Genomic DNA, 25,262 nt, shown 5'->3' with positions numbered 1-25,262 from the left:
GTGGCAGACTGGGGCAATGCTGCTCGACGAGCTCGTGAGTACTTCGGATGCCGTCGCGTCCACCCGGTCCCGGCTGGCGAAAGTGGACGCACTGGCCCACCTGCTGCGCCGCCTCGAGCCCGCGGAGATCGCGACGGCGGTGGGCCTGCTGGCTGCCAGGCCGCGCCAGGGCCGGGTAGGGATTGGCTGGCGCGGCATGTCAGCGGCCATGGGGGAGCCGGCCGCCGAGCCCAGGCTTACTGTCGCAGACCTCGATGCGGCGTTGGACCGGCTGCTCGCAACAGCAGGCGCGGGATCGGCAGCAGAACGTGCTGCGACCCTCAGGACGCTCACAGCGGCAGCTACTGAACGCGAGCAGGCATTCATCGCCGGCGTGCTGCTGGGAGAACTGCGGACCGGTGCGCTCGAAGGCGTCCTGGCGGATGCGGTTGCCCGTGCCTCCGGCCGGCCGGTCGAGGCCGTGCGCCGGGCGGCCATGCTCTCCGGCGACCTGGGCGACACCGCCGTCCTGGCGCTCACGGGAACGCCTGCCGAGCTTGACGACGTCGGACTCGTCGTGGGACGCCCCGTTCAGCCCATGCTCGCCTCAACCGCGGCCAGCGTCGGCGCGGCGCTGGAGGTCACCGGGGAGGCGTCCGTGGAATACAAGCTCGACGGCGCACGCATCCAGGTGCACCGCACCGGCGACGACGTGCGCATCTACACACGCACCTTGGCGGAAGTGACCCACAGGCTGCCTGAGGTGGTGGAGGTGGTGCGAGGACTTGGGGTGCGGGACGTGATCCTCGACGGCGAGACCCTCGCCCTGGACGAGGACGGCGGCCCCCGGCCGTTCCAGGAAACCATGTCCCGGTTCGGGGCGGACGCTGCACGCGAGACCCTGCTGCATCCGTGGTTCTTCGACGTGCTGCACCTTGACGGGCGGGACCTGCTGGATGAACCCTTGTCCACCCGCATCGGCGTGCTTGAAAGCATCGTGCCCGGGCACAGGATCCCCGGGGAGATCACGGCGGACGCGGCTGTTGCCGAAAGGGTGTCGCGCGATGCACTCGCCGCCGGCCATGAGGGCGTGGTGGTGAAGGCCGTGGGGTCCCCTTACGCGGCCGGCCGCCGGGGCTCCAACTGGATCAAGGTGAAGCCGGTGCTCACTTACGACCTGGTGGTGCTCGCCTGCGAATGGGGCTCGGGCCGGCGCACCGGGCTGCTGTCCAACCTGCACCTTGGCGCCTTGGACCCCACGGGTGAGTTTGGTGATCCCGGCGGCTTCGTCATGGTGGGCAAGACCTTCAAAGGCCTCACTGATGAGCGGCTGCGCTGGCAGACCGGGCGGTTCCAGGAACTCGAGGTGCGGCGCACGGCGGGCACCGTCTGGGTAGAGCCGGTCACGGTGGTCGAGATTGCCATCGACGGTGTACAGCAGTCGTCCCGCTATCCAGGCGGTATCGCGCTGAGGTTCGCGCGCGTAAAACGCTACCGGGACGACAAGCCGGCCGCGGAAGCGGACACCATCCAGACCCTGCGGGGGCTGCTGCGGCCGTAGCCGGACCCGCCTCTTCCAGCCGCTTGTGCCCGGTGTGTACCGGGCGTAGCGTGACGCTTAGGTCCCGGGCGTCCGGCGTCCGGCGTCCGGGGCGGCGAGGCCGGCGGGGCGGGCAGGTGCCCAAGGAGGTCCGAGTGTCAACTGAAACGGCCATTGACGAGGGCAGGTCAGCCTTCCGGGAGAATCGCTGGACCGATTCCCTCAGGAGCTTCACGGACGCGAACCAGCGTGGCGGGCTTCCCGCCGCCGACCTTGAACGGCTGGCCACCGCCGAGATCCTGACCGGAAACACAACAACGGGCCTGGACACACTCACCCGGGCCCACGAAGAGTACCTGGAAATCGGCGATGTGGCAGGGGCCGCCCGGTGCGCCGGCTGGCTCGGGATCCAGTTCATGAACCTCGGCGAGGCGGCGCAGGCCGGGGGATGGTTCGCCCGCGGCCAGCGGCTCCTCGATGAGCTGACCGAGCCCAACGTCGTGGAGGGCTTCCTGCTGGTCCCCGCAGCCCTGGGCAAACTTTATGGCGGGGAGCCCGCAGCCGCACTCCAGCTCTTCTCCCAGGCTGCCGAGGTCGGCCGGAGGTTCCAGGATAAGGACCTGTCCGCGCTGGGCCTCCTTGGCACCGGCCAGGCCACCCTTATGCTGGGCCGGGCGGACGAGGCGATGACCTTGTTCGATGAGGCCATGGTCGCTGTGACAACAGGTGAGCTGTCCCCGATCCCTTCCGGCATCATCTACTGCGCGGTCATCGGCAATTGCCATCTGGCCTTCGACCTGAAGAGGGCGCTGGAGTGGACAGCGGCCCTCGACCGCTGGTGCGCTGCCCGCCCGGATATGGTGCCGTTCAGCGGCCAGTGCCAGTCCCACCGGGCCGAACTCTTCCGGCTCCACGGCGCCTGGCATGAAGCACTGGAGGCAGCGGCGGTCGCACAGCAACGGGCCGTCCAAGGCGATCCCCAGGCGCTGTTCGGCGGCTACTACCAGCAGGGCGAGGTGCAGCGCCTCGCCGGCGACCTTGACGCAGCGGACGCTTCGTACCGCCAGGCGGCCAGGAGCGGCTACGAGCCCCAACCTGGCCTTGCCCTCCTTTGGCTGGCACGGGGTGACCCTCGGCAGGCGCAGACGATGATCCGCCGGACCGCCGGCGAAGCTGATGAGGCCACCCGCCGGCACCTGCTGCCGGCACTGGTGGAGATCGAGTTGGCAGCAGCCGATGTGGAAGCAGCGGCCCGGGCTGCCGCAGAGCTGGAGTTCTTCGCCCGGGAGTACCCCAAACCAATGGTCCGGGCGGCAGCCAGCCAGGCTGATGGGGCGGTCCGGCTGGCGGAAGGTAATCCTGCCGCGGCGTGCGTGTCTTTGAGGCAGGCCTGGCACCTGTGGGCTGGACTTGGCGTGCCGTACGAGGCTGCCCAGTGCCGTGTGCTGATCGGAATTGCCTGCCGGGCGTTGGGCGATGAAGCCTCTGCGCTGATGGATTTTGAGTCCGCCCATGCTGAATTCCTCGAACTTGGCGCCGCTCCGGCCGCCGCGTGGGCGGCCTCCCTCATGCAGGCAGGCACGGACGACGCCGGCCGGCACCAAGGCCCCTTGACCGAGCGGGAGGTCGAGGTGCTGCGGCTCGTGGCGTCCGGGGAGGGTAACCGCGCCATCGCGGCGCACCTGTTCCTCAGCGAGAAAACCGTGGCCCGGCACATCAGCAACATCTTCCTGAAGCTCGGACTGTCTTCGCGGGCAGCGGCCACCAGGTACGCCTTCGAGCACGGGCTCACCGGCTAGGGGGTACACAAAATTACCCAGCAGGTCCTGCGGCCCAGTTGCATGTTTTGCCCGACGCGCCCGCCCGTTCGCGGCCCATAGCCTTCAAGCATGAACCTTTCAGTCCTTGCCGGCACCCTTTCCACGGTGCTCTTCGCCCTCGGTATGCTGCCGATGCTGGTCAAGGCGGCACGGACCAAGAACCTGTCCTCCTACAGCCTGGGAAACCTGCTGCTGACAAATGTGGCCAATGCGGTCCATTCCGTGTACGTGTTCAACCTCCCGGCCGGGCCCATCTGGGCCCTCCATCTCGCCTACGTCGCGGCTTCCGGCCTGATGCTGGTGTGGTGGCTGCGCTACGGCGGCGCAGGCCGCACTGAGGGAGGCGCCCACGCGTCAGGACAGGAAGGCTCAGAATCAGGCATTCCCATCAGCACAACAGGAGCACAGCCATGAACAGCAGCAACGTGACCGGCATGCTGGACACAATGATCATCGGCGGCGGCCAGGCGGGACTCGCCCTGGGCCACCACCTCAAGGAGCAGCACCGGAACTTCCTCATCCTGGATGCAAATCCGCGCACCGGCGACGCCTGGCGCCAGCGGTGGGATTCGCTCCGGCTGTTCACGCCCGCGAAGTTCGACGGACTTCCCGGAGAACCGTTCCCGGCCGATCCGCTGTCCTTCCCCACGAAGGACGAGGTGGCCGGATATCTGGAAAGCTATGCCGCGGGGAAGGGGCTGCCCATAGTCCACGGCACCCGGGTGGAACGCCTGTGGCGGGAAGCGGACCACTTCGTCGCAGCGTCCAACGGCCGCCGCTGGGAGGCGCGCAACGCCGTCGTGGCTACCGGGGTCAGCCAGGCACCCAAAGTGCCTGCTTTTGCGGCGGAGCTTGCCCCCTCCATACTCCAACTCCACTCCAGCGGCTACCGGAATCCGGGCCAGCTGCAGGACGGGCCGGTCCTGGTGGTGGGGCTGGGCAACTCGGGGGCGGAGATAGCCCTCGAAGTATGCCGGACCCACCCCACTACCGTGGCGGGCAAGCCCGGCGGCGAGCTTCCGGTGAAACACGGCCGGGCCGCCGCCCGCTACGCTCTGCCCCTTGTCCGCTTCCTTGGGCTGCATGTTCTCACGCTTGGCACGCCCATCGGGCGCAAAGCGGCGCCGGTCTTCAAAGCGCACGCCACGCCCCTGATCAGGACCAAGACCAAGGACCTGGCGGCGGCCGGCGTGCGGCTCGCACCGCGGGTGGCCGGCGTGGAGGACGGGAAGCCGGTCCTGGCGGACGGCACCCGGCAGGATGCCGCAAACGTGATCTGGTGCACGGGGTTCCGGGACGATTTCAGCTGGATCGACCCGGACCTGCTCGACGGCGGCGCGCTGCCGCGCCAGCACCGCGGTATCGCCCTGGACACCCCCGGGCTGTTCTTCCTGGGGCAGGAATTCCTGTACGCGGCGGCCTCCGCAACCCTTCCCGGAGTCGGCCGCGACGCGCGGTACCTTGCGGCCAGAATTCCTGCTCCGCTCAACCGCGAGTCCGCCGTAGCTCCCACTTGAGCCGCCGCGTTGTGGCCTCAGGCAGCCGTTTGGAGACAACACGGTAGATGAGGAGGATCGCCACAGCGGCTACAACTATGCCGACGAGGTTCAGCAACAGCTGGAAGGCGGATCCGGCCGCCTTCTGGAACTCGCCCAACACCAGCGCCACGGCAACGTATCCCGCCGCCGGGACGGTGGTGACCGAGATAAAGACGCCGATGAGCGCCGCTGACCGGCGACTGATGACGGACAGCATTCCGGCGGCGCCGGCCAGGATGGCGACGATCAGTGAATAGGGTCCTGGATGGTAGATGAATTCGACGGCGGATCCGGTGTCCAGGGCATCGGCGGGGAAGAGCCCGAGCGGGATGGATAGCCAGGCGGTCAGCGCCGCCAGCAGCATCGCCACCGGAAAACCGACGCCAAGCGCGACGGCGGCCTTCCGCCCGAGCCCCCACTGGCCCCGCGCCAGTGCCACGGCCAGCGCAGCCAGGGGACCGAACTCCGGCCCTACGGCCATCGCCCCCACGATGGCGATTGTGGAATTGGTCACGATGCCGATCGCAGCAAGCTGGGTGGCCAGGACCAGGAAGGCCAGATAGCTCCACGATAATTTTGAGTCCTCGCCGGTCTGGTGCGAGACCTCGTCCCAAATCACCGCATCCGCGCCGAATCCAGGGGCAGCTGACTCGGCACTGTCTGCGCGCCGCGAGAGTACGAGCTCCGGCATCGAAATGACGATCGATCCCATCTCTTGCGCCTTGAGGACATCAAGTTTCTCAAGCAGCCCCTCGACCGATTCCCGGGCAACCTGGAGTTCGATGACATCGCCCGGGGGCGCCACGGATGCGCCTGGAAAAAAGGCTGCCTCGGCCGTTCCGGGATGGTCCTGACAAGTATTCAGCGTCACTGCCGACAACTCTTCCGGCACACAGACCCGCAGCTGGACAATCACGTCGGCTCCCCTCCCTGGTTGTGGCAAGCATAGTTCGTGTGCTGGGGCGCTGCCGTTTATTGGCCTTGGCCGACGCCGATCCGTAGGCTTGATGTTTTGGCTGGCGGGTCTGGAGGGGTTTTCATGTCGAGTGCGGGGACCTTGGTTGAACCACGCCGTGGACGCCAGGCCCGGTCCGGCCAGCGGAAACCGACCTTCCGTCCCGAAGTCCAAGGGCTCCGGGCGCTCGCCGTCCTGATGGTCGTCGCCTACCATGTGTGGCTTGGCCGGGTATCGGGCGGAGTGGACATCTTCCTGTTGGTCTCCGCCTTCCTGCTGACACTCTCCTTTGTCCGGAAAGCCGAATCAGGGCGCCCGTTTGGACTCCTGGCCCACTGGCTGCACCTGTTCAAGCGGCTGCTGCCGGCCGCCGTCGTGGTAATCCTCGGCGTCCTCGCCGGCACCTGGCTGATCCTCCCGCAGAGCCGTTGGCCGCAGGTCCTGGAACAGGCCTGGGCCTCGCTGCTTTACGGCCAGAACTGGCTGCTCGCGGACACGGCGGTGGACTACTACGCGCAGGACCACGCAGGCGCCAGCCCGCTTCAGCATTTCTGGTCGCTGTCCATCCAGGGCCAGGTGTTCATCCTGTGGCCACTGATCTTCACCGGCACCGCGGCGCTGCTGGCGTTGCTGCACCGCGTCCCGGCACTGGCCGGGGTCAACTACCGCGGGTTGTTGGGGCTGGCCTTCGGCACGGTGTTCGCGGCATCGCTGGCATACTCCGTGGAGCAGACAGCCTCCAACCAGGCCTACGCCTATTTCGACACCAGGACCCGGCTCTGGGAGTTCGCGCTGGGCTCCCTCCTGGCGCTTGCCCTGCCCTGGCTGAGGCCGGCACGGGCCCTCCGCGTGGTGCTGGGCTGGGCAGGGCTGGCTGCCATGGTCTCCTGCGGCCTGCTCCTGACCGTGGACCGCTCGTTTCCCGGGTACGTTGCACTCTGGCCCACCCTGGCCGGCGCCGCGATCATCCTGGCCGGGCAGACCGGCAGCCGGTGGGGCGTGGACCGGCTCCTCGGCAGCAAGCCGCTGGTGGCACTGGGAGACAATTCGTATGCCCTGTACCTGTGGCACTGGCCCGTCCTGGTCCTCTCGCTCGCCGCCACCGGCGTGGAGACGCCCAATCTCGTCCAGGGCCTGGGGATCGTCGGCGCCTCCATCGTGCTCGCCGTCCTCACCACGCGTTTTGTGGAAAAGCCGCTCCGCGACTGGCGCTGGCCCCAGCTGCGGGCCCGGCGCACCGCCGTCGTCATTGCCGCCTGCGGTGCCGTCCTGGCGGGGCCCGTCGCAGTGTGGCAGACCACGCTCACCGCCGAGGAAAGCGCGACGGCGGCGCAGCCCCGGGAGCTCACGCCCGGTGCCGCGGCACTGAACCTGGAAAACGCGCCGGTGCCGGCCCCGGATGCCAGGATCATTCCCGGGCCTGCCGCGCTGGACAACGACTGGGCCGGGATCCATGCTCCCTGCACCGGGGCCAACGCCACCAGCGACCCCATCCTTGAGGGCTGCCGGCAGGAGCTTCCGGAAGGGGAGGCGGCGAGGCGCATTGTGGTCCTGGGCGACTCCCACTCCCAGCAGTACCTCGGCGCGCTGGCGCCGGTCGCGGCCAGCCGGGGCTGGGAACTGGTGACGCTGCTGATGCCGGCCTGCCGCTTCGGGGCGGAATCGGCCGAAAGGAGCGCCGAGTGCAACGCCCACAACCGGGCCAGCGCTGCCTACGTCCTGGAGCATCGGCCCGACGCCGTGTTCACGGTGGCCTCGCTGACGCACGAGGAGGCGCCCTACGAGACTGAGGTCCCGGGATACCTTGAGGGAGTCCGCCCGTTCGCGGCCGCGGGAATCGATGTGATCGGGATCAGGGACAACCCCCGCTTCACCTTCAACATGCCCGAGTGCGTGCAGCGGAACGGCGCGGACGCCGCGGAATGCAGTGTGCCCCTGGCGGAGTCCCTGGCGGACCCGTCGCCGCTGGACGGCTACCGGGGCAAACTGGAGCGGCTGCACCTGATGGATCTGAGCGACTTCATCTGTGCCCGGGGGATCTGCCCCGGCGTGGTGGGGAACGTCTATGTGTACAAGGACGACAACCACCTCACCCGGACGTATGTGGAAAGCATGATCCCCATGTTTGAGGAGCGGTTGCTGGCAGCCACGGGCTGGAGCTGAGGGCCGGGGCTGCTCAGCGGCCGGCCGGGACGTGCAGTTGCTCACATTGCACGCGTGGAATAGGGGGATTGGCGCGGAGGTTCTAATATTTACTCAATACTTTCCGGCCCGCAGGGCGCCGCCCCCGCGGCTGCCCGGCAACATCTCCTGCACAGGCCAGTCCCGTAATGACGGGCTGGTCATCGGCTGCAACCCCTACCCGTCCAGCAACCAAGGTAAGAGGCGCACTCATGACCGAGCCCGAACACAACCCCTTCGGCTTCATAGGCCTGACCTACGATGACGTCCTGCTCCTGCCGGGCCACACCGAGGTCATCCCGTCCGAGGCCGACACGTCCTCCCGGATCTCCAAGCGGATCACTGTGCAGACGCCGTTGCTTTCCGCGGCCATGGACACCGTCACCGAATCCCGCATGGCCATCGCCATGGCGCGGCAGGGCGGCCTGGGCGTGGTGCACCGGAACCTTTCCATCGCGGACCAGGCGGACCAGGTGGACCGGGTCAAGCGCAGCGAATCCGGCATGATCACCAACCCGCTCACCATCCGGCCCGAGGCAACCCTGCGCGAGCTGGACAACCTCTGCGCCCAGTACCGGGTCTCAGGCCTTCCCGTGGTGGATGAGGACAACCGCCTGCTGGGCATTGTCACCAACCGCGACACCCGCTTTGTCCCCGAGTCCGACTTTCCGCTCCGGCTGGTCAGCGACGTCATGACCAAGATGCCGCTAGTTACCGGACACGTGGGAATCAGCCGCGAGGAAGCCTCGCACAAGCTGGCCACCAACAAGATCGAGAAGCTGCCCCTGGTTGACGACCAGGGCCGGCTCAAAGGCCTCATCACCACCAAGGACTTCACCAAGGCGGAGCAGTACCCGCTGGCCACCAAGGACGACGAAGGCCGGCTCCGCGTGGGCGCCGCCATCGGCTTCTTCGGGGACGGCTGGGAGCGCGCCATGGCACTCGTGGACGCCGGCGTCGACGCCCTGTTCGTCGATACCGCCAACGGCCACTCCCAGGGCGTGCTGGACATGATCCGCAGGCTCAAATCCGATCCCGTTGCCGCGCACGTGGACATCATCGGCGGCCAGGCCGCCACCCGCGAAGGCGCCCAGGCGCTGATCGACGCCGGTGCCGACGGCATCAAGGTGGGCGTGGGGCCGGGCTCCATCTGCACCACCCGCGTGGTGGCCGGTGTTGGCGTCCCGCAGATCACCGCCATCTACGAGTCCGCCAAGGCCGCCATCCCGGCCGGCGTTCCGCTGATTGCCGACGGCGGCCTGCAGTACTCGGGCGACATCGGCAAGGCGCTGGTTGCCGGAGCCGACACCGTCATGCTCGGCTCCCTGCTCGCGGGCTGCGACGAGTCCCCGGGTGAACTGATCTTCGTCAACGGCAAGCAGTTCAAGTCCTACCGCGGCATGGGCTCGCTGGGCGCCATGCAGTCCCGCGGCAAGAACACGTCCTACTCCAAGGACCGCTACTTCCAGGCGGACGTCTCCGGTGATGACAAGCTCATCCCCGAGGGCATCGAAGGCCGGGTTGCCTACCGCGGTCCGTTGTCCTCCGTGGCCTACCAGCTGGTGGGCGGCCTCCGCCAGACCATGTTCTACACCGGTGCGCCCACCGTTGCCGAACTGAAGGCCCGCGGCAAGTTCGTCCGGATCACCCCGGCCGGCCTGAAGGAATCGCACCCGCACGATATCCAGATGACCGTCGAGGCGCCGAACTACGGCTCCCGCTAAACACCAGGAAGGGATGGGCAGTGCTGCCCATCCCTTCTTTTTGCGCCGTCAAGTACATTCGATGGATCAACATCCGGCAATTGGGGGACGGTCTTGAACGGCGGATTCTACGGAGCTGACGTCGCGCAGTTGCAGCAGCTCGCAACAACCATGAGCAGCGCGGGCCGGATGCTGGAGATGCAACGGCTGGCTCTGAACGGCCGGGTGGCTGGCACGCCCTGGCCCGGTCCGGACGCTGAGATATTCCGCCAGGACTGGAAAACCGTCCACAGCCGCTCGCTTGGGGCAGCCGCCATACTCCTGCAGCAGGCAGCTAAGGACCTGATGCGGCAGGCGGATGAACAGCAGCGGGCAAGTGCTGCAGGCGGTGCTTCAGCGATGCTGTCCCCGCCTGGCCTCGAGCGGTCCCCGGAGCCCCGGCCCGAGGACCTTCACGGCAGATCCCCGGCGGAGATAAGGACCTGGTGGTTCGGGCTGGCCGGCCACCAGCAGCAGGCATTCATCCGCAACCACCCCCACGAGGCGGGAAACACCAACGGGATCCCTTTCGACGCGCGGATCGTGGCCAACCGGCTCAACGCCCGGTTACGGATCGACTGGCTGCAAAACAACGATCCTGAGCCCAGGCTGAATCCCTGGATCCTCGACTCGGGCTATCCCGCACGCTTCGCTGCCGAACATGAGGCGTGGCGCAAGCGTCAAGATGGCATCGGATACCTTCAAAATGTCGTGGAAGGCAAGATCCACCTGGCAGCCTACGATCCCGGCCAAAGTTCGATCGTGGAGCTGCTGGGTGAATACAACGCTGCCACGACGACGGTGATCACCTACGTTCCCGGAACCACCACCAACGAGGCGTCTTTTTACGACGGCGGCCCACAGGCTGTGCCCAACCGCCTGGTCCAGGCCGATACCTCCGGGAGCACGGCGGCATTTGTCTACAAGGGATCCGAGTTCCCCGACGGCGACCTCGTGGAGGCCTTCCTGGTGGAGGCCAAAAGCGATGAATTCGTGGCTGCATCGGCACCGGTCCTCGCTGCCTTCCAGGAGGCGGTGGACCTGGAGCTGCCACGCGACGCCCAGACGGTGGGCATGGGCCACAGCTGGGGCCTGCGGAACGTGACGGGCTCCGAAATGGAGGGGGCGTCCTACAGCAAGGTCATCGCGCTCTCGGGTGCCGCGATGCCGCCGGGCTGGACGCCCAGCCCTGGGACCGACTACACCAGCTACACCTACCCCGATATCCTGCTCACGGCAGAGGCCAACGGGCTGGTGGGCGAGAACTACCCCATGCGGGAGCCCGCCTTTGACAAGCACGTCTACGCTCCGCCGGGCGGTCTCAGGCCCTCGGAGATGTACAGCATCGACAACCATTCGCTGATTGCCGAGACTGTTCCCGAAAACGAGGAAGCCCTTGATGACATCGAAGAGGAAATCAGTGGCCGGTAAGTCCAGGCGCGCTTCTGCCTGGCGACTTGCAGGAGCAACAGCACTGCTAGCAATGGTGGCCTCGTGCGGACAGGCCGGAAATGGAAAGAACATGGACATCAGCCTGGAATCAGCCAAGGACAAGGTCATGTCCACCGAGCAGGAGATCGTAGGCCTCCTGCCCCAGGACATGGTGCTGTCCAGGTTCGCCCACGACACCTCGCCGCTGATGCCCTGTTCCGGGGAACAACGAAAGTGGACCGGCGACGCCGAGGCGGAGCTTGCGCCGGGAGTTGACCGGGATGCATTCCTGGACGATGTCGTGGCGTCGATGTCCACCAAGGACGGCTGGACAGTGGATGACGGCAAAACCGCCGGCGGAAAGCGGAGGGTCGACCTGTTGCACAGTGACGGTACCCACCTGCTGGTGTCCTTCCGGGATGCACCCGAGACACTCAGGGTGTCCGGCTACAGCGCCTGCTTCCCCTTCCCCGAGTACGAGTACGGCGAGGAGTACTGACGCCCGCCCGACCCGGGGCGCGGCACTAGGCTGGGACCATGCCCCCAACGCAACATCCGGCGGAGCTTACCCCCAAGCGGGAGCCCTCGCGGCGGCTGGCCCTTCGCCCATACGCCCGCGCGGTGGCCCAGGTACTGCGCGTCAGCTTCCATGCCTCGCCTGGCGCTGTGATCATGAAGGTGCTCGGCTCTCTGATCTCGGCCGTGCTTCCCTTGGTGACCACCTACTTCGCCGCGCTCACCACCACGGCGCTGGCGGCGGCCTACGCCGGTGACTCCGGCGCAGGGCAGCTGGCCATCGTCTACGTCATCATCACCGCTGCCCTCGGGCTGTTCTGGGGCGCCTTCAGCAGCGTGGACCGCTACATCCAGCAACTGATGAGCTTCAGGGTTGGCGCCATCGTGGGCGACCAGATGTACGAGCGGTTCCTGGCGCTGGAGTTCTGGCGATACGACGACAAAGAAACCGTTGACCTGTACGACCGTGCCAAGCGTTTCTCCGATTCCTACGCCCGGGTGCTGGACCGGATCGCAGCCATCTTCACCCAGCTCGTATCGGTGATCCTGGCCGTCGGGGCGCTGCTCCTGGTCAGCTGGTGGATCGCGGTGATTGTCCTGGTGGCCATCGTGCCCAGCGTCTACCTTCAGTTCAAGCTGTCCCGTGAGCAGATTGCCCACTGGAACACCCAGGTGGACTCGCGCCGGCAGCGCAGGATGATCGAAACGAACCTCCTCCGGCCGCAGCACATCGCGGAGATGCGCCTCTACGGCATCGTGGGATTCCTGATGGGCCTCCGTTCCCGCCTCCGGGACGCGGACGAGCGCCGCCGCCTTGATTTCCAGCGCCGGTATATCCCGAAGCAGCTCGCCGCTGATGCCCTGCAGTACGGCGCGGAAGTGGTGTCCCTGATCTGGGTGGTGGGGCAGATCATCGCCCGGGCCCAGCCCGTGGGCCAGTTCCTCTACGTACAGCAGATTGTCAGCAGGGCACTGTCCACCGCGAACAGCCTCGTATCCTCCCTCAGTTCCATCGATGAGGACCTGGCCAACCTCAAGGACTACGAGCTGTTCATGGCGTTGCCGGTGCACTCGGAACACGCGCCGCCCCTGCTGGCATCCCCGAAAACCGTTGAGCTGAAAGACATCCGCTTCACCTACACGGGCAGCGACATCGAGGTGATCCGCGGCATCAGCATGACCATCCGCGAGGGCCAGCACATCGCCGTCGTGGGGGAGAACGGCGCCGGAAAGTCCACCCTGATACGTATACTCGCCGGACTCTACCGCCCCGACTCCGGGCAGGTGATGCTCGACGGCGTTGACCTCGCCGCCGTCGACGTCACCTCCTGGCACCGGCACCTGGCGGTGCTGAGCCAGGAGTTCCTCAAATACGAGTTCGCCACGGCTGCGGAAAACATCTACTTCGGCGACGTCGACTCGCCGCGGGACGATGCGCGCATCCGCAAGGCTGCTGGAGACGCGGAGGCGCTGGAGTTCATCAACAAACTGCCCAACGGCCTGGAAAACCACGTCAGTAACTGGATGGAGGACCCGCGCGGCCGGAAGGGCAGCGGCCTCTCGGGCGGCCAGTGGCAGCGGCTCGCGATGGCCCGCAACTTCTACCGGAACGCTTCATTCATGGTGATGGACGAGCCGACGTCAGCCATAGACGCCCTCGCCGAGCACCGGATCTTCACCCGCCTCTTCGCCGACCGCGGCAGCACGATCATCGCCATCAGCCACCGCCTGGCCACCATCGAGAAGGCGGACATCGTGTACATGCTGGAGGACGGCAGGATCGTGGAGCAGGGCACGCACAAGGAACTGGTGGCGCTGCGCGGGCGGTACTTCCGGATGTTCGAGTCCCAGCTCAGCGTCCCCACCAGCCCCTGACCCCGCTTCGCCTGCCAGGGAACCGGCGGGCGCCGGCCACAGGCGGCCGGCGGGGCGCGGCCTCAACCACGGTGGTGCGCACGCGGGCGAGGCTTGGCTGTGGCGGAACGCTGCTGAAACCGAAGGTCACCGGCGGGTGGACAGGCGCCAGTGCGCCGGCGTCAGCGCCGTCCCAGCTGACGACGGCGGCACTGATGGTGTGCAGGTCGCTCACCCCGTAGTACTCCCGCCGGCCGCTGCCCGCGGTGCCGGACGTCCGGGAGCCGCCGCTGACAATGCCGGCCACGGGACTGACGGCGCGCAGCCAGCCGGGGTGGACTGCCAGCCGCCGGGGGACGGCCCGCAGCGCGCTGCCAAGGAGGGTCCGGCTGCCCAGGCTGGCGCTGATCCCCAAGGGACCGGCGTCGACCGTCAGGATCCCCTGCTCCAGCCGCGCGGACACGCCGACCACTGCAACGTCGTCGAAGGTGTAGGTGGCGGAAATGAAGTCCGCCGCCGCCCCGGTGGGGGCCAGCAGTTGCCGGTGCCCGGAGGGGTGCTGGACCATCACGTCCGCAAACCGTCCGAACGGGGACTCCTGCCAGATACCCACCACCGCCCGCAGTCCGGAGCCCGTGCCAATGCCGGCAATATGGCCGTCGAATACCCACTGTGAACCCATCAGGCCACTGTAGCCACGGACAGCCGCAGCCGTGGCCAGCACCCCGGCTGGGATAACCTAGAGCAGTGACTTACGAGATCGAGATCGGCCGTGGCAAGCGTGGGCGTCGAGCCTACTCCCTGGATGACATTGCAATCGTCCCTAACCGTCGTACCCGCGACCCCAAGGACGTCTCCGTCTCCTGGCAGATCGACGCCTACCAGTTCAGCATGCCGGTGATCGCGGCGCCGATGGATTCAGCCATGTCGCCCCAGACCGCCATTGCCCTGGGCCGGCTCGGCGGCCTCGGCGTGCTTGACCTCGAAGGCCTGTGGACCCGCTACGAGGACCCGCAGCCCATCCTGGACGAGATCGGCGCGCTGGAGGATGAAACCAACAGCCCCGCCGTGACGGGGCGGATGCAGGAGCTGTACAAGGCACCCATCCAGCCTGAGCTGATTACGTCCCGCCTGGCGGAGATCCGCGAGGCCGGAGTGACCGTTGCGGGGTCGCTCACCCCGCAGCGCACCCAGGAGCACTACAAGACCGTCGTGGCCGCCGGCGTCGACATCTTCGTCATCCGCGGCACCACCGTATCCGCCGAGCACGTCTCCAAGGACCACGAGCCGCTGAACCTCAAGCAGTTCATCTACGAACTCGACGTCCCCGTCATCGTGGGCGGCGCGGCCGGCTACACGCCCGCCCTGCACCTCATGCGCACCGGCGCGGCCGGTGTCCTGGTGGGCTTTGGCGGCGGTGCCACCACCACCACCCGCCGCGCCCTGGGCATCCACTCGCCCATGGCCTCCGCCATTTCCGACGTCGCCGCCGCACGCCGGGACTACATGGACGAATCCGGCGGCCGCTATGTCCACGTGATTGCCGACGGCGGCATGGGCACCTCGGGCGACATCGTCAAGGCGATCGCAATGGGAGCCGACGCCGTGATGCTCGGCAGCGCCCTGGCCCGGGCCGAGGAGGCGCCAGGCAAGGGATGGCACTGGGGCCAGGAAGCCCACCACCTCGAACTTCCCCGCGGCGACCGCGCCAACGTGGGCACTGTAGGCCCGCTGGAGGAAGTGCTGTTCGGGCCGGGCCACCACACCAACGGAACCTCCAACCTCATCGGCGCACTGCGCCGCTCCATGGCGACCACCGGCTACTCGGACCTGAAGGAATTCCAGCGGGTCGACGTCGTGGTTTCCCCTTACGCCGGAAACTGACAGACTCCTGCCCAAGCGTGCCGCAAGCAAGTAGGGTGGTTTTACTACCGGCACGAGAGGCACTGGAGGCGTTCAATGAAGAAATTTCCTGTTAACGGCGGGGCACTCGGCCCGGAAGCCAGGGAAGCATCCATCCAACGGCTGCGTGCGACCTCGGAGCCCGGCCAGGAGCTGGACATCCTCATTGTTGGCGGCGGGATCGTGGGCACCGGAGCCGCGCTGGACGCCGTCACGCGGGGCCTGACGGTGGGCATCGTTGAGGCGAACGACTGGGCGGCAGGCACGTCCTCCAGGTCCTCGAAGCTTATCCATGGCGGCCTCCGCTACCTCGAAATGCTGGATTTCGGCCTGGTGAAGGAGGCCTTGCAGGAGCGGGGGCTGCTGCTCTCGGAACTGGCGCCCCACCTCGCGCGGCCGGTGCCTTTCCTGTATCCGCTGACCAAGCCCTTCATCGAGCGGCCCTACGTGGGTGCCGGCATCGCGCTGTATGACGTCATGTCCATCTCCAGCGGGCACAGCAGGGGAGTGCCGTTCCATAAACACCTCACCCGCCGGGGCACCCTGCGTGCCGCCCCCAGCCTCAAGAACGATGCCTTCGTTGGCTCCATCCGGTATTACGACGGCCAGGTGGACGACGCCAAATACTGCGCCAACCTGGTGCGGACCGCCGCCTACTATGGCGCCCACGCCGTCAACCAGATGAAGGTGGTGGATTTCCTCCGCGAGGGTGAACGGGTAGTGGGGGCCAAGGTGGTCAACCATGAGGACGGGACGCAGTTCAACATCCGCGCCAAGCAGGTCATCAATGCCACGGGCGTCTGGACGGACGAAACCCAGGCCATGGTGACCGACCGCGGCCAGCTGAAGGTCAGGGCCTCCAAGGGCATCCACCTGGTGGTTCCGCGGGACCGCTTCCAGTCAACGGTGGGGCTGATCCTGCGCACCGAAAAGTCGGTGCTGTTCGTGATTCCCTGGGGCCGGCACTGGATCATCGGCACCACGGACACCGACTGGAACCTGGACAAGGCCCACCCGGCCGCCTCCAGCAAGGACATCGACTACATCCTGGAACACGTCAACAAGGTCCTCAAGCGGCCGCTGACCCGGGAGGATGTGGAGGGGGTCTACGCCGGCCTGCGTCCGCTCCTCGCCGGGGAAAACGACTCCACCGCCAAGCTGTCCCGCGAACACGTGGTGGCCCATCCCGTTCCGGGCCTTGTGGTGGTGGCCGGCGGGAAGTGGACCACCTACCGCGTGATGGCCAAGGACGCGGTCGATGAGGCCACCCGCACCATGGACGAGCGGGTTCCGCCCAGCTGCACGGAGACCATCCCGCTGCTGGGCGCAAGCGGCTTCAGGGCGGCCTGGAACCGGCGCAACCGCACCGCGGAGGAATCCGGCGTGCATGTGGCCCGCATCGAGCACCTGCTGAACCGCTATGGCTCCATGACCGATGAAGTGCTGGCCATCATCGAGGAGAATCCGGCAATGGCTGAGCCGATTCCCGGCGCTGACGACTACCTCCAGGCCGAGGCCGTGTACGCCGCCACCCACGAGGGTGCCCGGCACGTGCACGACGTCCTGACCCGAAGGACCCGGATTTCCATCGAGGCGTGGGACCGCGGCGTGTCCGCCGTGCCGGTTGTCGCTAAACTAATGGGTGACGTTCTTGGCTGGAGTGACGAACAGCGCGAAAACGAGGTCCGGCACTACATCGCACGGGTGGAGGCCGAACGCCTCAGCCAGCAACAGCCGGACGACGAATCCGCAGACGCCGCCCGCCTGGGCGTGGAAGACATCGTGCCCTTGCGCTGAGGGGTCCACGGCAACAGCACTCCTGACCGAAGGGACACGCCTTGGCGGAACCACTTGACCGGTACGATGCCGGGCTCACCACGCCCGAAATGGTGATCCTGGAGCTGGAGGCAACGGACAAGGCTGATGCCGCCACGCAACTCGCCAAGCGGCTGTATGCCGCCGGGCGGATTTCGGACCTGGACGGATTCCTCAAGCATGTGAATGCCCGGGAACACCAGCTGGCCACAGGGCTTCCCGGCGGGATTGGCCTTCCGCACGCCCGCAGCGAGTTTGTTTCCCGCACGTCCATTGCCGTCGGCATCGCCAAGTACGGACATGCCCTGGACTTTGGCGCGGCGGACGGTCCCGCTACCGTGATCCTGCTCATCGCCACCCCCGCGAGTTCCTTCTCGGACCACCTCGAAGTCCTGGCAACCTTGGCCCGGTCGCTGTCCAAGGAGTCGTTCCGGGAGTCGCTGCGCCGGGCTTACGATCCTGAGGTGATTGCGGAGCTCATCAACTCGAGCCTGGTGTTCTTCGATCACTAGGCAGCCCCAGCCAACCACCCGGGCCACCGGGACCGAGCGTCCGGTGCGGTTCCTGCCGCCGTCCCGGCGTTTAGTTGTTCTACAGCGGCACGAAGTACGGTTAAGACGTGTGGAAAACAGCCCTTAAGCCCCGATGGATCGCCGGTTTTGTCTTCGCGATCGCCATCTCCGGGGTCTTCGTGCTGCTGAGCCAGTGGCAGTTCGGGCGGTCCACCAGGCCCGAAATCCCCGCCAACCCCGCCACCGAACAGGTCCGGCCCCTCACTGAAACCCTGCAGCCCGGCGAGTTTTTCCACGGAACGGATGCCGACCAGATGGTTTCGGCAGAGGGATCCTATGACCCCGCAAAGCAGCTGCTGGTTCCCGGCCGGCTTCACGACGGCAGGCCAGGCTACTGGGTAGTTACCGCCTTTGCCGTCTCCGGCGCACCCACGCTGAGCGGCGTTGCCGCCTCACCCCAGACGTGGATCCCGGTGGCCCGCGGCTGGGTGGCGGACCGCGCGGCTGCTCCAGCGCCGCCGTCGGGCATCCTCCAACTGACGGGGCGGCTCCTGCCGTCCGAGGCGCCCGTGCCGGGAACGGCACCCCGGCCGGGAGAAGCCACCGCGGTTTCCGTGGCTGAGCTGATCAACTACTGGGAGGTCAGCAGCTACCCCGGTTTCGTCGCCGCCACCGCGGAAATAACGGGCGGCGAGGACGTCAGCCCGGCTGCCGTGCCCGGCGAGCTCCTTCCCCTGAACATCGGCCCGCAGCCGCCGGCCCAGCAGATCAACTGGCTCAACCTCTTCTATTCCCTCGAATGGGTGGTCTTCGCCGGCTTTGCCCTCTTCATCTGGTGGCGGCTCGTCAAGGACGACTACCACCGCGACCTCGAGGACAGCCTTGAGGAAGAAGACGAAGACACCCTGCATCCCGAACACAACCAGCAAAAGGTACAGCCATGATCGACCCGAAACCGGCCAACCCCGCCTCTGCCACAGGCACCAACACCGGCACCAGCCCGGCAGGAAAGTCCGCCGGCAGGAAGCGGCGCTTCGGCGGGACTGAGGCCCAGGTCCGCTCTGCCCTGAAGTTCTACAAGGTGCTCGCCTACCTGACCGGCACCATGCTGCTGCTGCTCTGCGCCGAACTGGCCGCCCGGTACGGCTTCGGGCAGTACCTGTTTGCCGGTGGCACCAACGCCGTCACCGGGCAGCCTTTCGGCTTCGGTTTTGCCGATGCGGAGCCTCCGGGTGTGCTGGGAGGCGTCAACCTGTCCGTGGCCGTCCTGATTGTGCACGGCTGGATGTACGTGGTGTACCTGATCTCCAACTTCCGGCTCTGGTCCCTGATGCGCTGGCCGTTCCTCAAGCTGGTCCTGCTGGCACTGGGCGGCGTGGTTCCCTTCCTCTCCTTCATCGTGGAAAAGAAGGTCCACGCCGAGGTTGACGCGGAGCTGGCCGCCAACCCCCAGGCACCCCGGCGCTACTGACCGGCAATGGCCGGGGCTGCCCGCCGGGGAGTCTGCTCCGTCACAGCACCGCTTCTCAAGGTGCGCCGGCGCAACGGCGCAAAGTAGGCTATGACGGTGACTACTCCCACTGCATCCCAGACTTCCCAGAAGCCGGTGCTGGTTGTTGACTACGGTGCCCAGTACGCGCAGCTGATTGCCCGCCGCGTCCGGGAAGCAAACGTGTATTCGGAAGTGGTTCCGCATACTTACACCACCGAGCAGCTCCTGGCCAAGAACCCCGCCGCCATCATCCTGTCCGGCGGCCCCTCCAGCGTTTACGCTGACGGGGCCCCGAGCGTCGGTGCCGACCTCTTCGAGGCCGGGGTCCCGGTCTTCGGCATCTGCTACGGCTTCCAGGCCATGGCGAACGCCCTCGGCGGCAAGGTGGACAAGACCGGGCTGCGCGAGTACGGCTCAACCCAGACCACCATCATCGGTGAAGGCCGCTCGGTCCTGGAAGGCATGCCCCAGCACCAGAACACCTGGATGAGCCACGGCGACTCCGTCCACGAGGCCCCGGAAGGCTTTGAAGTGCTGGCGACGACGGCGGGCGCCGAAGTGGCTGCCTTCGCCAACGAGGAGAAGGGCCTGTTCGGCGTGCAGTGGCACCCCGAGGTAAAGCACTCCGCCTACGGCCAGCAGGTCCTGGAAAACTTCCTCTTCAAGGGTGCCCGGATCGAGCCCAACTGGACCACCGGGAACATCCTCGAGGAGCAGGTGGAGCGGATCCGGAAGCAGATCGGTGATGCGAGGGTCATCTGCGGCCTCTCCGGCGGCGTGGATTCCGCCGTCGCCGCAGCCCTGGTGCAGCGCGCCGTCGGTGACCAGCTGACCTGTGTGTTCGTGGACCACGGACTGCTGCGCGAAGGCGAAGCCGAGCAGGTGGAGCGCGACTTCGTGGCCGCCACCGGCGTGAAGCTGTATGTCGCGAACGAGCAGGAGCGCTTCCTGTCCGCGCTTGCCGGCGTCAGCGATCCCGAAACCAAGCGCAAGATCATTGGCCGCGAGTTCATCCGCGCGTTCGAGGAAGCCGAACTGGCCATCATCGCCGAGGCCGCCGCCCATGGCGAGAAGATCAAGTTCCTGGTCCAGGGAACCCTCTACCCGGACGTCGTCGAAAGCGGCGGTGGCGAGGGCGCAGCGAACATCAAGAGCCACCACAACGTGGGCGGCCTGCCCGAGGACCTGCAGTTCGAGCTCGTCGAACCGCTTCGGGCACTCTTCAAGGACGAAGTCCGCGCCGTGGGTGCACAGCTGGGCCTGCCCCAGGAAATCGTGGGTCGCCAGCCCTTCCCCGGCCCCGGCCTCGGGATCCGGATCGTCGGCGAGGTCACCAAGGAGCGCCTTGACCTGCTGCGCAAGGCCGACGCCATCGCGCGCGCCGAGCTGACCGCCGCGGGCCTGGACAACGAGGTCTGGCAGATGCCCGTGGTGCTGCTGGCTGACGTGCGCAGCGTCGGAGTCATGGGTGACGGCCGCACCTACGGCCACCCCATCGTGCTCCGCCCCGTCTCCTCCGAGGACGCCATGACGGCGGACTGGTCCCGGCTTCCGTACGAACTGCTGGCCAGGATCTCCAACCGCATCACCAACGAGGTGGAAGGCGTCAACCGCGTGGTGCTCGACGTCACCAGCAAGCCGCCGGGAACCATCGAGTGGGAGTAGCATCCTGAGTGGCCGGCCTCCGTCAAGGGAGGCCGGCCACTGGTGTTCCGGGGTGAAATCCTCCGGAATTTCGGGGCGCGCAGTGTTGCGGTCTCTCAGTCCCGCCGCCTAAGCGGCTACTCTCGAACCTATGCCCGTATGGTCCAGGACGTCACGTGCAAGCGCAGAAAAGAAGGCAGTAGTGTCAGTTGGTCAAGGCCACCCGGAGGGCTCCGAGGAGCTCCGCAAATGGCTGTCCGGGCTTAAACCCGTCACCGGGGCGGACACAATGCTGCGCTTCACCAAGACTCCCGAAGGTTCCATCGATCTGACACACGCCCACCCGTCCGGGCTGGCCCAGCTCATGGCCGGACGCAAGACGCGGCTGTCCACCCTGATCCGGGACCGCCAGCAGTACGTCGTCGCAGCCAGGGCATCCCGGAACATCAGGTCTAAGATCTTCGAGCTTTCCAATGAGCGCGGCATTGACGCCGGCTACCTCTCCGCAGGCACCGTGGTGTGGACGTCCGCCGTCGGCGGCAAGCCCCAGCGCGTCTCGGCGCCGGTCATGCTCACGGCCATTTCCCTGACCGTCCGGCCGGGGGAGGACGACTACGAACTCCAGCTGACCGAGCAGGCGCACATCAACCCCGCCCTGGTGCGGCACCTGAAGAACATCCACGGCATTGTCTTTGACGTCAACGCCGTCACCCGGCTTGCGTACAGCACGGCCCGCTTCGATCCGCAGCCCGTCCTGGACCGGCTGGGCACGCTTATCAGGCCCATCCACGGCGCAGAAGCCCAGCACAACCTGCTGGTTTCAACCTTCGCGGACCTCTCGGGCAACCTGGATGACCCGTGGATCAACGACTCCAACCCGCTCATCTCCGCGCTGGCCACCGCGGGCGGAGGCGAAATGGTGGACGTCGAGGAGCCGGATCCCTCACGCTTCCCTCCCCTGGACAGCAGGCACCCCCAGGACGAACTGCTCCTGCTGGACGCGGACACGGACCAGCAGTACGTCATAGATGCTGCCCGTGCCGGGGATTCCCTGGTGGTCAGGACCCCGCCGGGCACCGGCCAGACCCAGACCGCCATCAACACCATCGGTGCGTTGGTGGATGCCGGAAAAACCGTCCTGGTGGTGGGGGACCGCCGCGCCAGCCTCAACGAAGTATCCGGCCAGCTGGAGGGACTGGGCCTGGAGTCCATCCTCTTCCAGCTGTCCGGAAACGTCACCGCCCAGCAGCTGAAAGCCCAGCTGGTCCGGGCCATCGTCCGCAACGAAAAGTCGCTTGAACCCCAGCTGGGAAATCTCCACAACACCCTCACGGAGCACCGCCACGCCCTGATGGACCACGTGGCCTCGCTCCACAACGTCAGGCAGCGGTGGGGCTGCTCCCCGTACCAGGCCATGCAGTCGCTGGCGGAGCTCACCTCCATCCACCCTGCCCCGGCCACCACCGTCCGGCTGAAGCGGAGCGTCCTGGACAGCATCCGGGACCGTGACGAGCTTGCAGGCAGGCTCCGCCGGGCAGCTGAGCTGGGCAGCTTCAGCAAGGCCTCCACCACCAGCCCGTGGCATGGCGCCCGGCTGCTGACGCGCAAAGAGACCGAGGAAGCGCAGGAACTGGTCCGCTCCGTGGAGAAGAGCCTGCCTGCGCTGCGCGACCGCATGGAGGCGGTTGCCGAGCACGCGGAAATCCGGCTGGGTGCCTCCTTTGCGGAGTGGGGCGAGCAGCTTGAGCTCCTGGTGGCGGTGCGGGGCAGCCTGGACAAGTTCACGCCGGACATCTTCGACCGCCCGGTCACGGACCTCATTTCCGCCACCGCGCCCTCGGCCTGGCGCAAGGAGCGCGGCATTGAGATGACCTCGATGCAGCGTTCAAGGCTGCGCAGGGTCGCGAAGGAGTACGTACGGCCCGGGGTCCACATTGCCGACCTTCACACCTCCCTGCTGCTGGTGCAGGAGCAGCGGGCGCTGTGGGCAGGCTATGCGACCACGCAGCGGCATCCCGCCGTGCCGTCCGGGCTCGCCGAGATGAACGCGATGTACCGTTCGCTGGACGGCGACCTGGCCCGCCTGGGTGAGGCCCTGCGGCACACGGAGGCCGGCGGTTCCTTGGCTGCCGTGCGCTACGAAGAGCTCATGGAGCGCCTTGGACGGCTGGTGGCGGATACCGACACACTGAAGACACTGCCCGAGCGCACCCTGCTGGTTGAGAACATGCGCGAGCACGGGCTCGGTGAGCTCCTCGCCGACCTCGCCGAGCGCGAGGTTCCCGCAGGCTCCGTGGGGGCCGAACTTGAGCTGGCATGGTGGCAGTCCGCCCTTGAAGCGATGATCAGCGGCGACGACTATCTGGCCATGTCCGACGGCGACGCGCTGCGGAAGCTGGAGGCCGAGTACCGCCTTGCGGACAACGCCCACATTGCAAGCGGCGCCGCCCGCCTCCGCTGGGACCTCGCCGAGCGGTGGCGCAGCGCCATCGCCGCGCACCCCCGCCAAGCGGATCTCCTCCGGAGCCTGCTCAAGGATGGCAGGGTGTCGCTGCCGTCGCTGACGGCGCAGGCGCCTGAACTGATCGGAACCCTGGTGCCGGTCTGGTCCGTGAGCCCCTATCTCATGACCGGCCTGCTGCCGGCGGAGCAGCGCTTTGACGCGGTGGTCATCCTGGACGCCGAGGCGACGTCGCTCCAGGCGGTGCTGCCGTCCATCGCCCGCGCCAGGCAGGTCATTGCCTTCGGCGACTCCCGCATCGCCAGCCCCCGCACGTTTACTGTCGGCGTCGAGCGCCTGGCGCCTGGCGAATCGGCGCACCAGCGCGTGGAGAGCGCCTTTGGTGCCTTGTCCAGGGTACTTCCGGTGTGGCGGCTCAACTTCGTCTACCGGGCTGTGGACGAGGACCTCGTGCTGCAGCTGAGCAAGAACTTTTACGACGGCGGCCTCCGCCGGCTCCCGGAGGGTCAGTCCGCCACGGGACTGGACCGGTCGCTGCTGGTGGAGTACCTGCCGGACGGCACCGGCTTGCCCAGTGCAGACCATGAGGGCGTGGAATCCGTGGTGGCGGAAGTCAACCGCGTGGTCCAGCTGGTCTTCGAGCACGCCCGGCTGCGCCCGCGTACGTCGCTGGCCGTGGTCACGGCAAGCCTCCGCCATGCGGCCAGGATCGGGGAATCCATCCGGCTCCAGCTGCCCAACTACCCGGCCCTGGCGGGCTTCTTCGGAGCCGGCCCCGAGTCGTTCCGCGTTGTCGATCTTGAACGGGCCCAAGGGCTGGTACGCGACCATGTCATCTTCTCGCCCGGCTTTGGCCGCACACCGCACGGGCGGGCCCTGCACAACTTCGGGCCCCTCTCCGCCGAGGGCGGCCGGGAGAAGTTCGCACTGGCCATGACCCGCGCCCGCAGGTCGATGCACGTTCTCACCTGCTTCCGGCCCGAGGACCTGGACCACACCAGGCTGACGCACGGCGCCGTGGACCTCTACTCGCTCCTTGACCGTGAAATTGCGGGAAACACGGACCTCGGAACTCCGGCCTCGCGGGCCGCGGCCAGCGAGCAGGCCCTTGGGGCCGATCCTCTGGTGGCTGACCTTGGAGACCGCCTGCGCGCCCGGGGCGCCCGGGTGTGGCACCAGTATGACGGCGCCATCGACGTGGTGGCTGCCGCAGATCCGCTGAGCACCATGGGTCAGGAGGATGCCGACCTCCCCTGGCCTGTGGCGATTGAATCGGATGGCACCGAACAGTACCGCGCCCTGAGCGTCCGGGAGCGGAGCCGGCTGCGCCCCCAGCTGCTGGAGCGCCTCGGCTGGCGCTACATGCCGCTGTGGACCATCGAGGTGTTCACGGATCCGTCCGCCTGCGCCGACCGCATCGCAGGATACCTCGGCCTCGAAAAGAACGCGCTCTCCGGGCGGACGTCCACATCCATCGCCTTCCTGGACGATGACGTGGACCAGGCGCTCAACGGAATCGATGCCGTGTCCCGGCGCGCGGCATCGGACCATGAACCAGCACAGGCCGAACGCCTGGACAGCAAGGAGGCGGGTGCCATGGCCCCGGACCACGAGAAGAACGACTCTTCGGACACCGAGCCGTCCGTCGCCGCAGAAGCTGCAGCCGGGCAGGACCAGGAGGGCGGCCCCGTTCCCGGCAGCGCATCCACCCCGGGCACGGCCGCCCTGCCTGGCACGTCCGCCTTGCCGAACAAGGCGGCCGAAGACGAAGCCCGGGGCTGGGGCGACCGCGAAGACGACGACCACGATGCGTGGCTGAAGGAACAGAAACCCCCGCACTGGGGCTGAGGCAGGATCGCAGCCGGGGCAGGAGCCTGCGT

Annotated in this window: 18 protein-coding genes; 16 read left to right on the top strand and 2 right to left on the bottom strand. The window is 67.3% G+C overall.

Annotated features, from left to right (window positions below; genetic code table 11):
- The first annotated feature begins 16 nt into the window (after positions 1-16).
- The 4 genes from SMD14_RS14060 to SMD14_RS14045 all read left to right on the top strand — a co-directional run bounded on the left by SMD14_RS14060 (position 17) and on the right by SMD14_RS14045 (position 4,856).
- Positions 17-1,540, top strand: coding sequence for an ATP-dependent DNA ligase (locus SMD14_RS14060; RefSeq protein ID WP_321214031.1), 1,524 nt, complete (start codon positions 17-19; stop codon positions 1,538-1,540).
- 134 nt (positions 1,541-1,674) lie between these two features.
- Complete coding sequence (locus tag SMD14_RS14055) at positions 1,675-3,318, top strand: response regulator transcription factor (protein ID WP_321214030.1); 1,644 nt, start codon at positions 1,675-1,677, stop codon at positions 3,316-3,318.
- Positions 3,319-3,408: 90 nt separating this feature from the next.
- Positions 3,409-3,753 (top strand): hypothetical protein, encoded by a 345-nt coding sequence (locus SMD14_RS14050; protein WP_157241652.1) that lies wholly within the window; start codon positions 3,409-3,411, stop codon positions 3,751-3,753.
- The gene (locus SMD14_RS14045; RefSeq protein ID WP_321214029.1) at positions 3,750-4,856 is read left to right on the top strand and encodes an NAD(P)-binding domain-containing protein; all 1,107 of its coding nucleotides are present in this window, start codon (positions 3,750-3,752) and stop codon (positions 4,854-4,856) included. The genes SMD14_RS14050 and SMD14_RS14045 overlap by 4 nt, the downstream gene beginning before the upstream one ends.
- Here SMD14_RS14045 and SMD14_RS14040 read toward each other — a convergent pair.
- Complete coding sequence (locus SMD14_RS14040) at positions 4,825-5,793, bottom strand: DUF389 domain-containing protein (protein ID WP_321214028.1); 969 nt, start codon at positions 5,791-5,793, stop codon at positions 4,825-4,827. The genes SMD14_RS14045 and SMD14_RS14040 overlap by 32 nt on opposite strands.
- Positions 5,794-5,916: 123 nt before the next feature.
- On the opposite strand from SMD14_RS14040, the gene SMD14_RS14035 reads away from it, so the two are divergent.
- The 5 genes from SMD14_RS14035 (at position 5,917) to SMD14_RS14015 (ending at position 13,577) form a co-directional block, all read left to right on the top strand.
- Positions 5,917-7,995 carry an acyltransferase family protein gene (locus SMD14_RS14035; protein WP_321214027.1) on the top strand — a complete coding sequence of 693 codons (2,079 nt, stop codon included), beginning with the start codon at positions 5,917-5,919 and terminating at the stop codon, positions 7,993-7,995.
- Positions 7,996-8,225: 230 nt separating this feature from the next.
- Positions 8,226-9,737, top strand: coding sequence for an IMP dehydrogenase (gene guaB, locus SMD14_RS14030; protein ID WP_104998577.1), 1,512 nt, complete (start codon positions 8,226-8,228; stop codon positions 9,735-9,737).
- A 93-nt stretch (positions 9,738-9,830) separates the two neighbouring features.
- Positions 9,831-11,186, top strand: coding sequence for a hypothetical protein (locus tag SMD14_RS14025; RefSeq protein WP_321214026.1), 1,356 nt, complete (start codon positions 9,831-9,833; stop codon positions 11,184-11,186).
- 91 nt (positions 11,187-11,277) lie between these two features.
- Positions 11,278-11,685, top strand: a complete 408-nt coding sequence (locus SMD14_RS14020; protein WP_321214025.1) for a hypothetical protein — start codon at positions 11,278-11,280, stop codon at positions 11,683-11,685.
- A 38-nt stretch (positions 11,686-11,723) separates the two neighbouring features.
- Positions 11,724-13,577 (top strand): ABC transporter ATP-binding protein, encoded by a 1,854-nt coding sequence (locus SMD14_RS14015; RefSeq protein ID WP_321214024.1) that lies wholly within the window; start codon positions 11,724-11,726, stop codon positions 13,575-13,577.
- Here SMD14_RS14015 and SMD14_RS14010 read toward each other — a convergent pair.
- Positions 13,555-14,238, bottom strand: coding sequence for a hypothetical protein (locus SMD14_RS14010; protein WP_321214023.1), 684 nt, complete (start codon positions 14,236-14,238; stop codon positions 13,555-13,557). The two genes, SMD14_RS14015 and SMD14_RS14010, sit on opposite strands and share 23 nt — an antisense overlap.
- Positions 14,239-14,303: 65 nt before the next feature.
- Here SMD14_RS14010 and SMD14_RS14005 point away from each other — a divergent pair, with 65 nt between their 5' ends.
- The 7 genes from SMD14_RS14005 to SMD14_RS13975 all read left to right on the top strand — a co-directional run bounded on the left by SMD14_RS14005 (position 14,304) and on the right by SMD14_RS13975 (position 25,230).
- Entirely contained in the window at positions 14,304-15,440 is a 1,137-nt protein-coding gene (locus SMD14_RS14005; protein ID WP_321214022.1) for a GuaB3 family IMP dehydrogenase-related protein, read from the top strand.
- 75 nt (positions 15,441-15,515) lie between these two features.
- Positions 15,516-17,255: a glycerol-3-phosphate dehydrogenase/oxidase gene (locus SMD14_RS14000; RefSeq protein WP_321214021.1), complete on the top strand. Its 1,740-nt coding sequence runs from the start codon at positions 15,516-15,518 to the stop codon at positions 17,253-17,255.
- A gap of 41 nt (positions 17,256-17,296) precedes the next feature.
- Positions 17,297-17,785 carry a PTS sugar transporter subunit IIA gene (locus SMD14_RS13995; protein ID WP_157241660.1) on the top strand — a complete coding sequence of 163 codons (489 nt, stop codon included), beginning with the start codon at positions 17,297-17,299 and terminating at the stop codon, positions 17,783-17,785.
- A 107-nt stretch (positions 17,786-17,892) separates the two neighbouring features.
- Positions 17,893-18,729, top strand: a complete 837-nt coding sequence (locus SMD14_RS13990) for an SURF1 family protein (RefSeq protein ID WP_321214020.1) — start codon at positions 17,893-17,895, stop codon at positions 18,727-18,729.
- Positions 18,726-19,256 (top strand): DUF3817 domain-containing protein, encoded by a 531-nt coding sequence (locus SMD14_RS13985; RefSeq protein ID WP_321214019.1) that lies wholly within the window; start codon positions 18,726-18,728, stop codon positions 19,254-19,256. The genes SMD14_RS13990 and SMD14_RS13985 overlap by 4 nt, the downstream gene beginning before the upstream one ends.
- A 90-nt stretch (positions 19,257-19,346) precedes the next feature.
- Positions 19,347-20,942: a glutamine-hydrolyzing GMP synthase gene (gene guaA, locus SMD14_RS13980; protein ID WP_157241662.1), complete on the top strand. Its 1,596-nt coding sequence runs from the start codon at positions 19,347-19,349 to the stop codon at positions 20,940-20,942.
- Positions 20,943-21,072: 130 nt separating this feature from the next.
- Complete coding sequence (locus SMD14_RS13975; protein ID WP_321214018.1) at positions 21,073-25,230, top strand: DUF4011 domain-containing protein; 4,158 nt, start codon at positions 21,073-21,075, stop codon at positions 25,228-25,230.
- Positions 25,231-25,262: the final 32 nt, after the last annotated feature.

Source organism: Pseudarthrobacter oxydans, from assembly GCF_034258515.1.
Taxonomy (GTDB): Bacteria; Actinomycetota; Actinomycetes; order Actinomycetales; family Micrococcaceae; genus Arthrobacter.
This window is presented reverse-complemented; position numbering and strand designations above follow the sequence as displayed.

Coding starts and splice junctions, on each gene's coding strand:
- guaB (WP_104998577.1), top strand. CDS start 8,226: ATGACCGAGCCCGAACACAACCCCTTCGGCTTCATAGGCCTGACCTAC.
- guaA (WP_157241662.1), top strand. CDS start 19,347: ATGACGGTGACTACTCCCACTGCATCCCAGACTTCCCAGAAGCCGGTG.
- SMD14_RS14045 (WP_321214029.1), top strand. CDS start 3,750: ATGAACAGCAGCAACGTGACCGGCATGCTGGACACAATGATCATCGGC.
- SMD14_RS14015 (WP_321214024.1), top strand. CDS start 11,724: ATGCCCCCAACGCAACATCCGGCGGAGCTTACCCCCAAGCGGGAGCCC.
- SMD14_RS14000 (WP_321214021.1), top strand. CDS start 15,516: ATGAAGAAATTTCCTGTTAACGGCGGGGCACTCGGCCCGGAAGCCAGG.
- SMD14_RS14050 (WP_157241652.1), top strand. CDS start 3,409: ATGAACCTTTCAGTCCTTGCCGGCACCCTTTCCACGGTGCTCTTCGCC.
- SMD14_RS13985 (WP_321214019.1), top strand. CDS start 18,726: ATGATCGACCCGAAACCGGCCAACCCCGCCTCTGCCACAGGCACCAAC.
- SMD14_RS13975 (WP_321214018.1), top strand. CDS start 21,073: ATGCCCGTATGGTCCAGGACGTCACGTGCAAGCGCAGAAAAGAAGGCA.
- SMD14_RS14035 (WP_321214027.1), top strand. CDS start 5,917: ATGTCGAGTGCGGGGACCTTGGTTGAACCACGCCGTGGACGCCAGGCC.
- SMD14_RS14010 (WP_321214023.1), bottom strand. CDS start 14,238: ATGGGTTCACAGTGGGTATTCGACGGCCATATTGCCGGCATTGGCACG.
- SMD14_RS14060 (WP_321214031.1), top strand. CDS start 17: ATGCTGCTCGACGAGCTCGTGAGTACTTCGGATGCCGTCGCGTCCACC.
- SMD14_RS14020 (WP_321214025.1), top strand. CDS start 11,278: ATGGACATCAGCCTGGAATCAGCCAAGGACAAGGTCATGTCCACCGAG.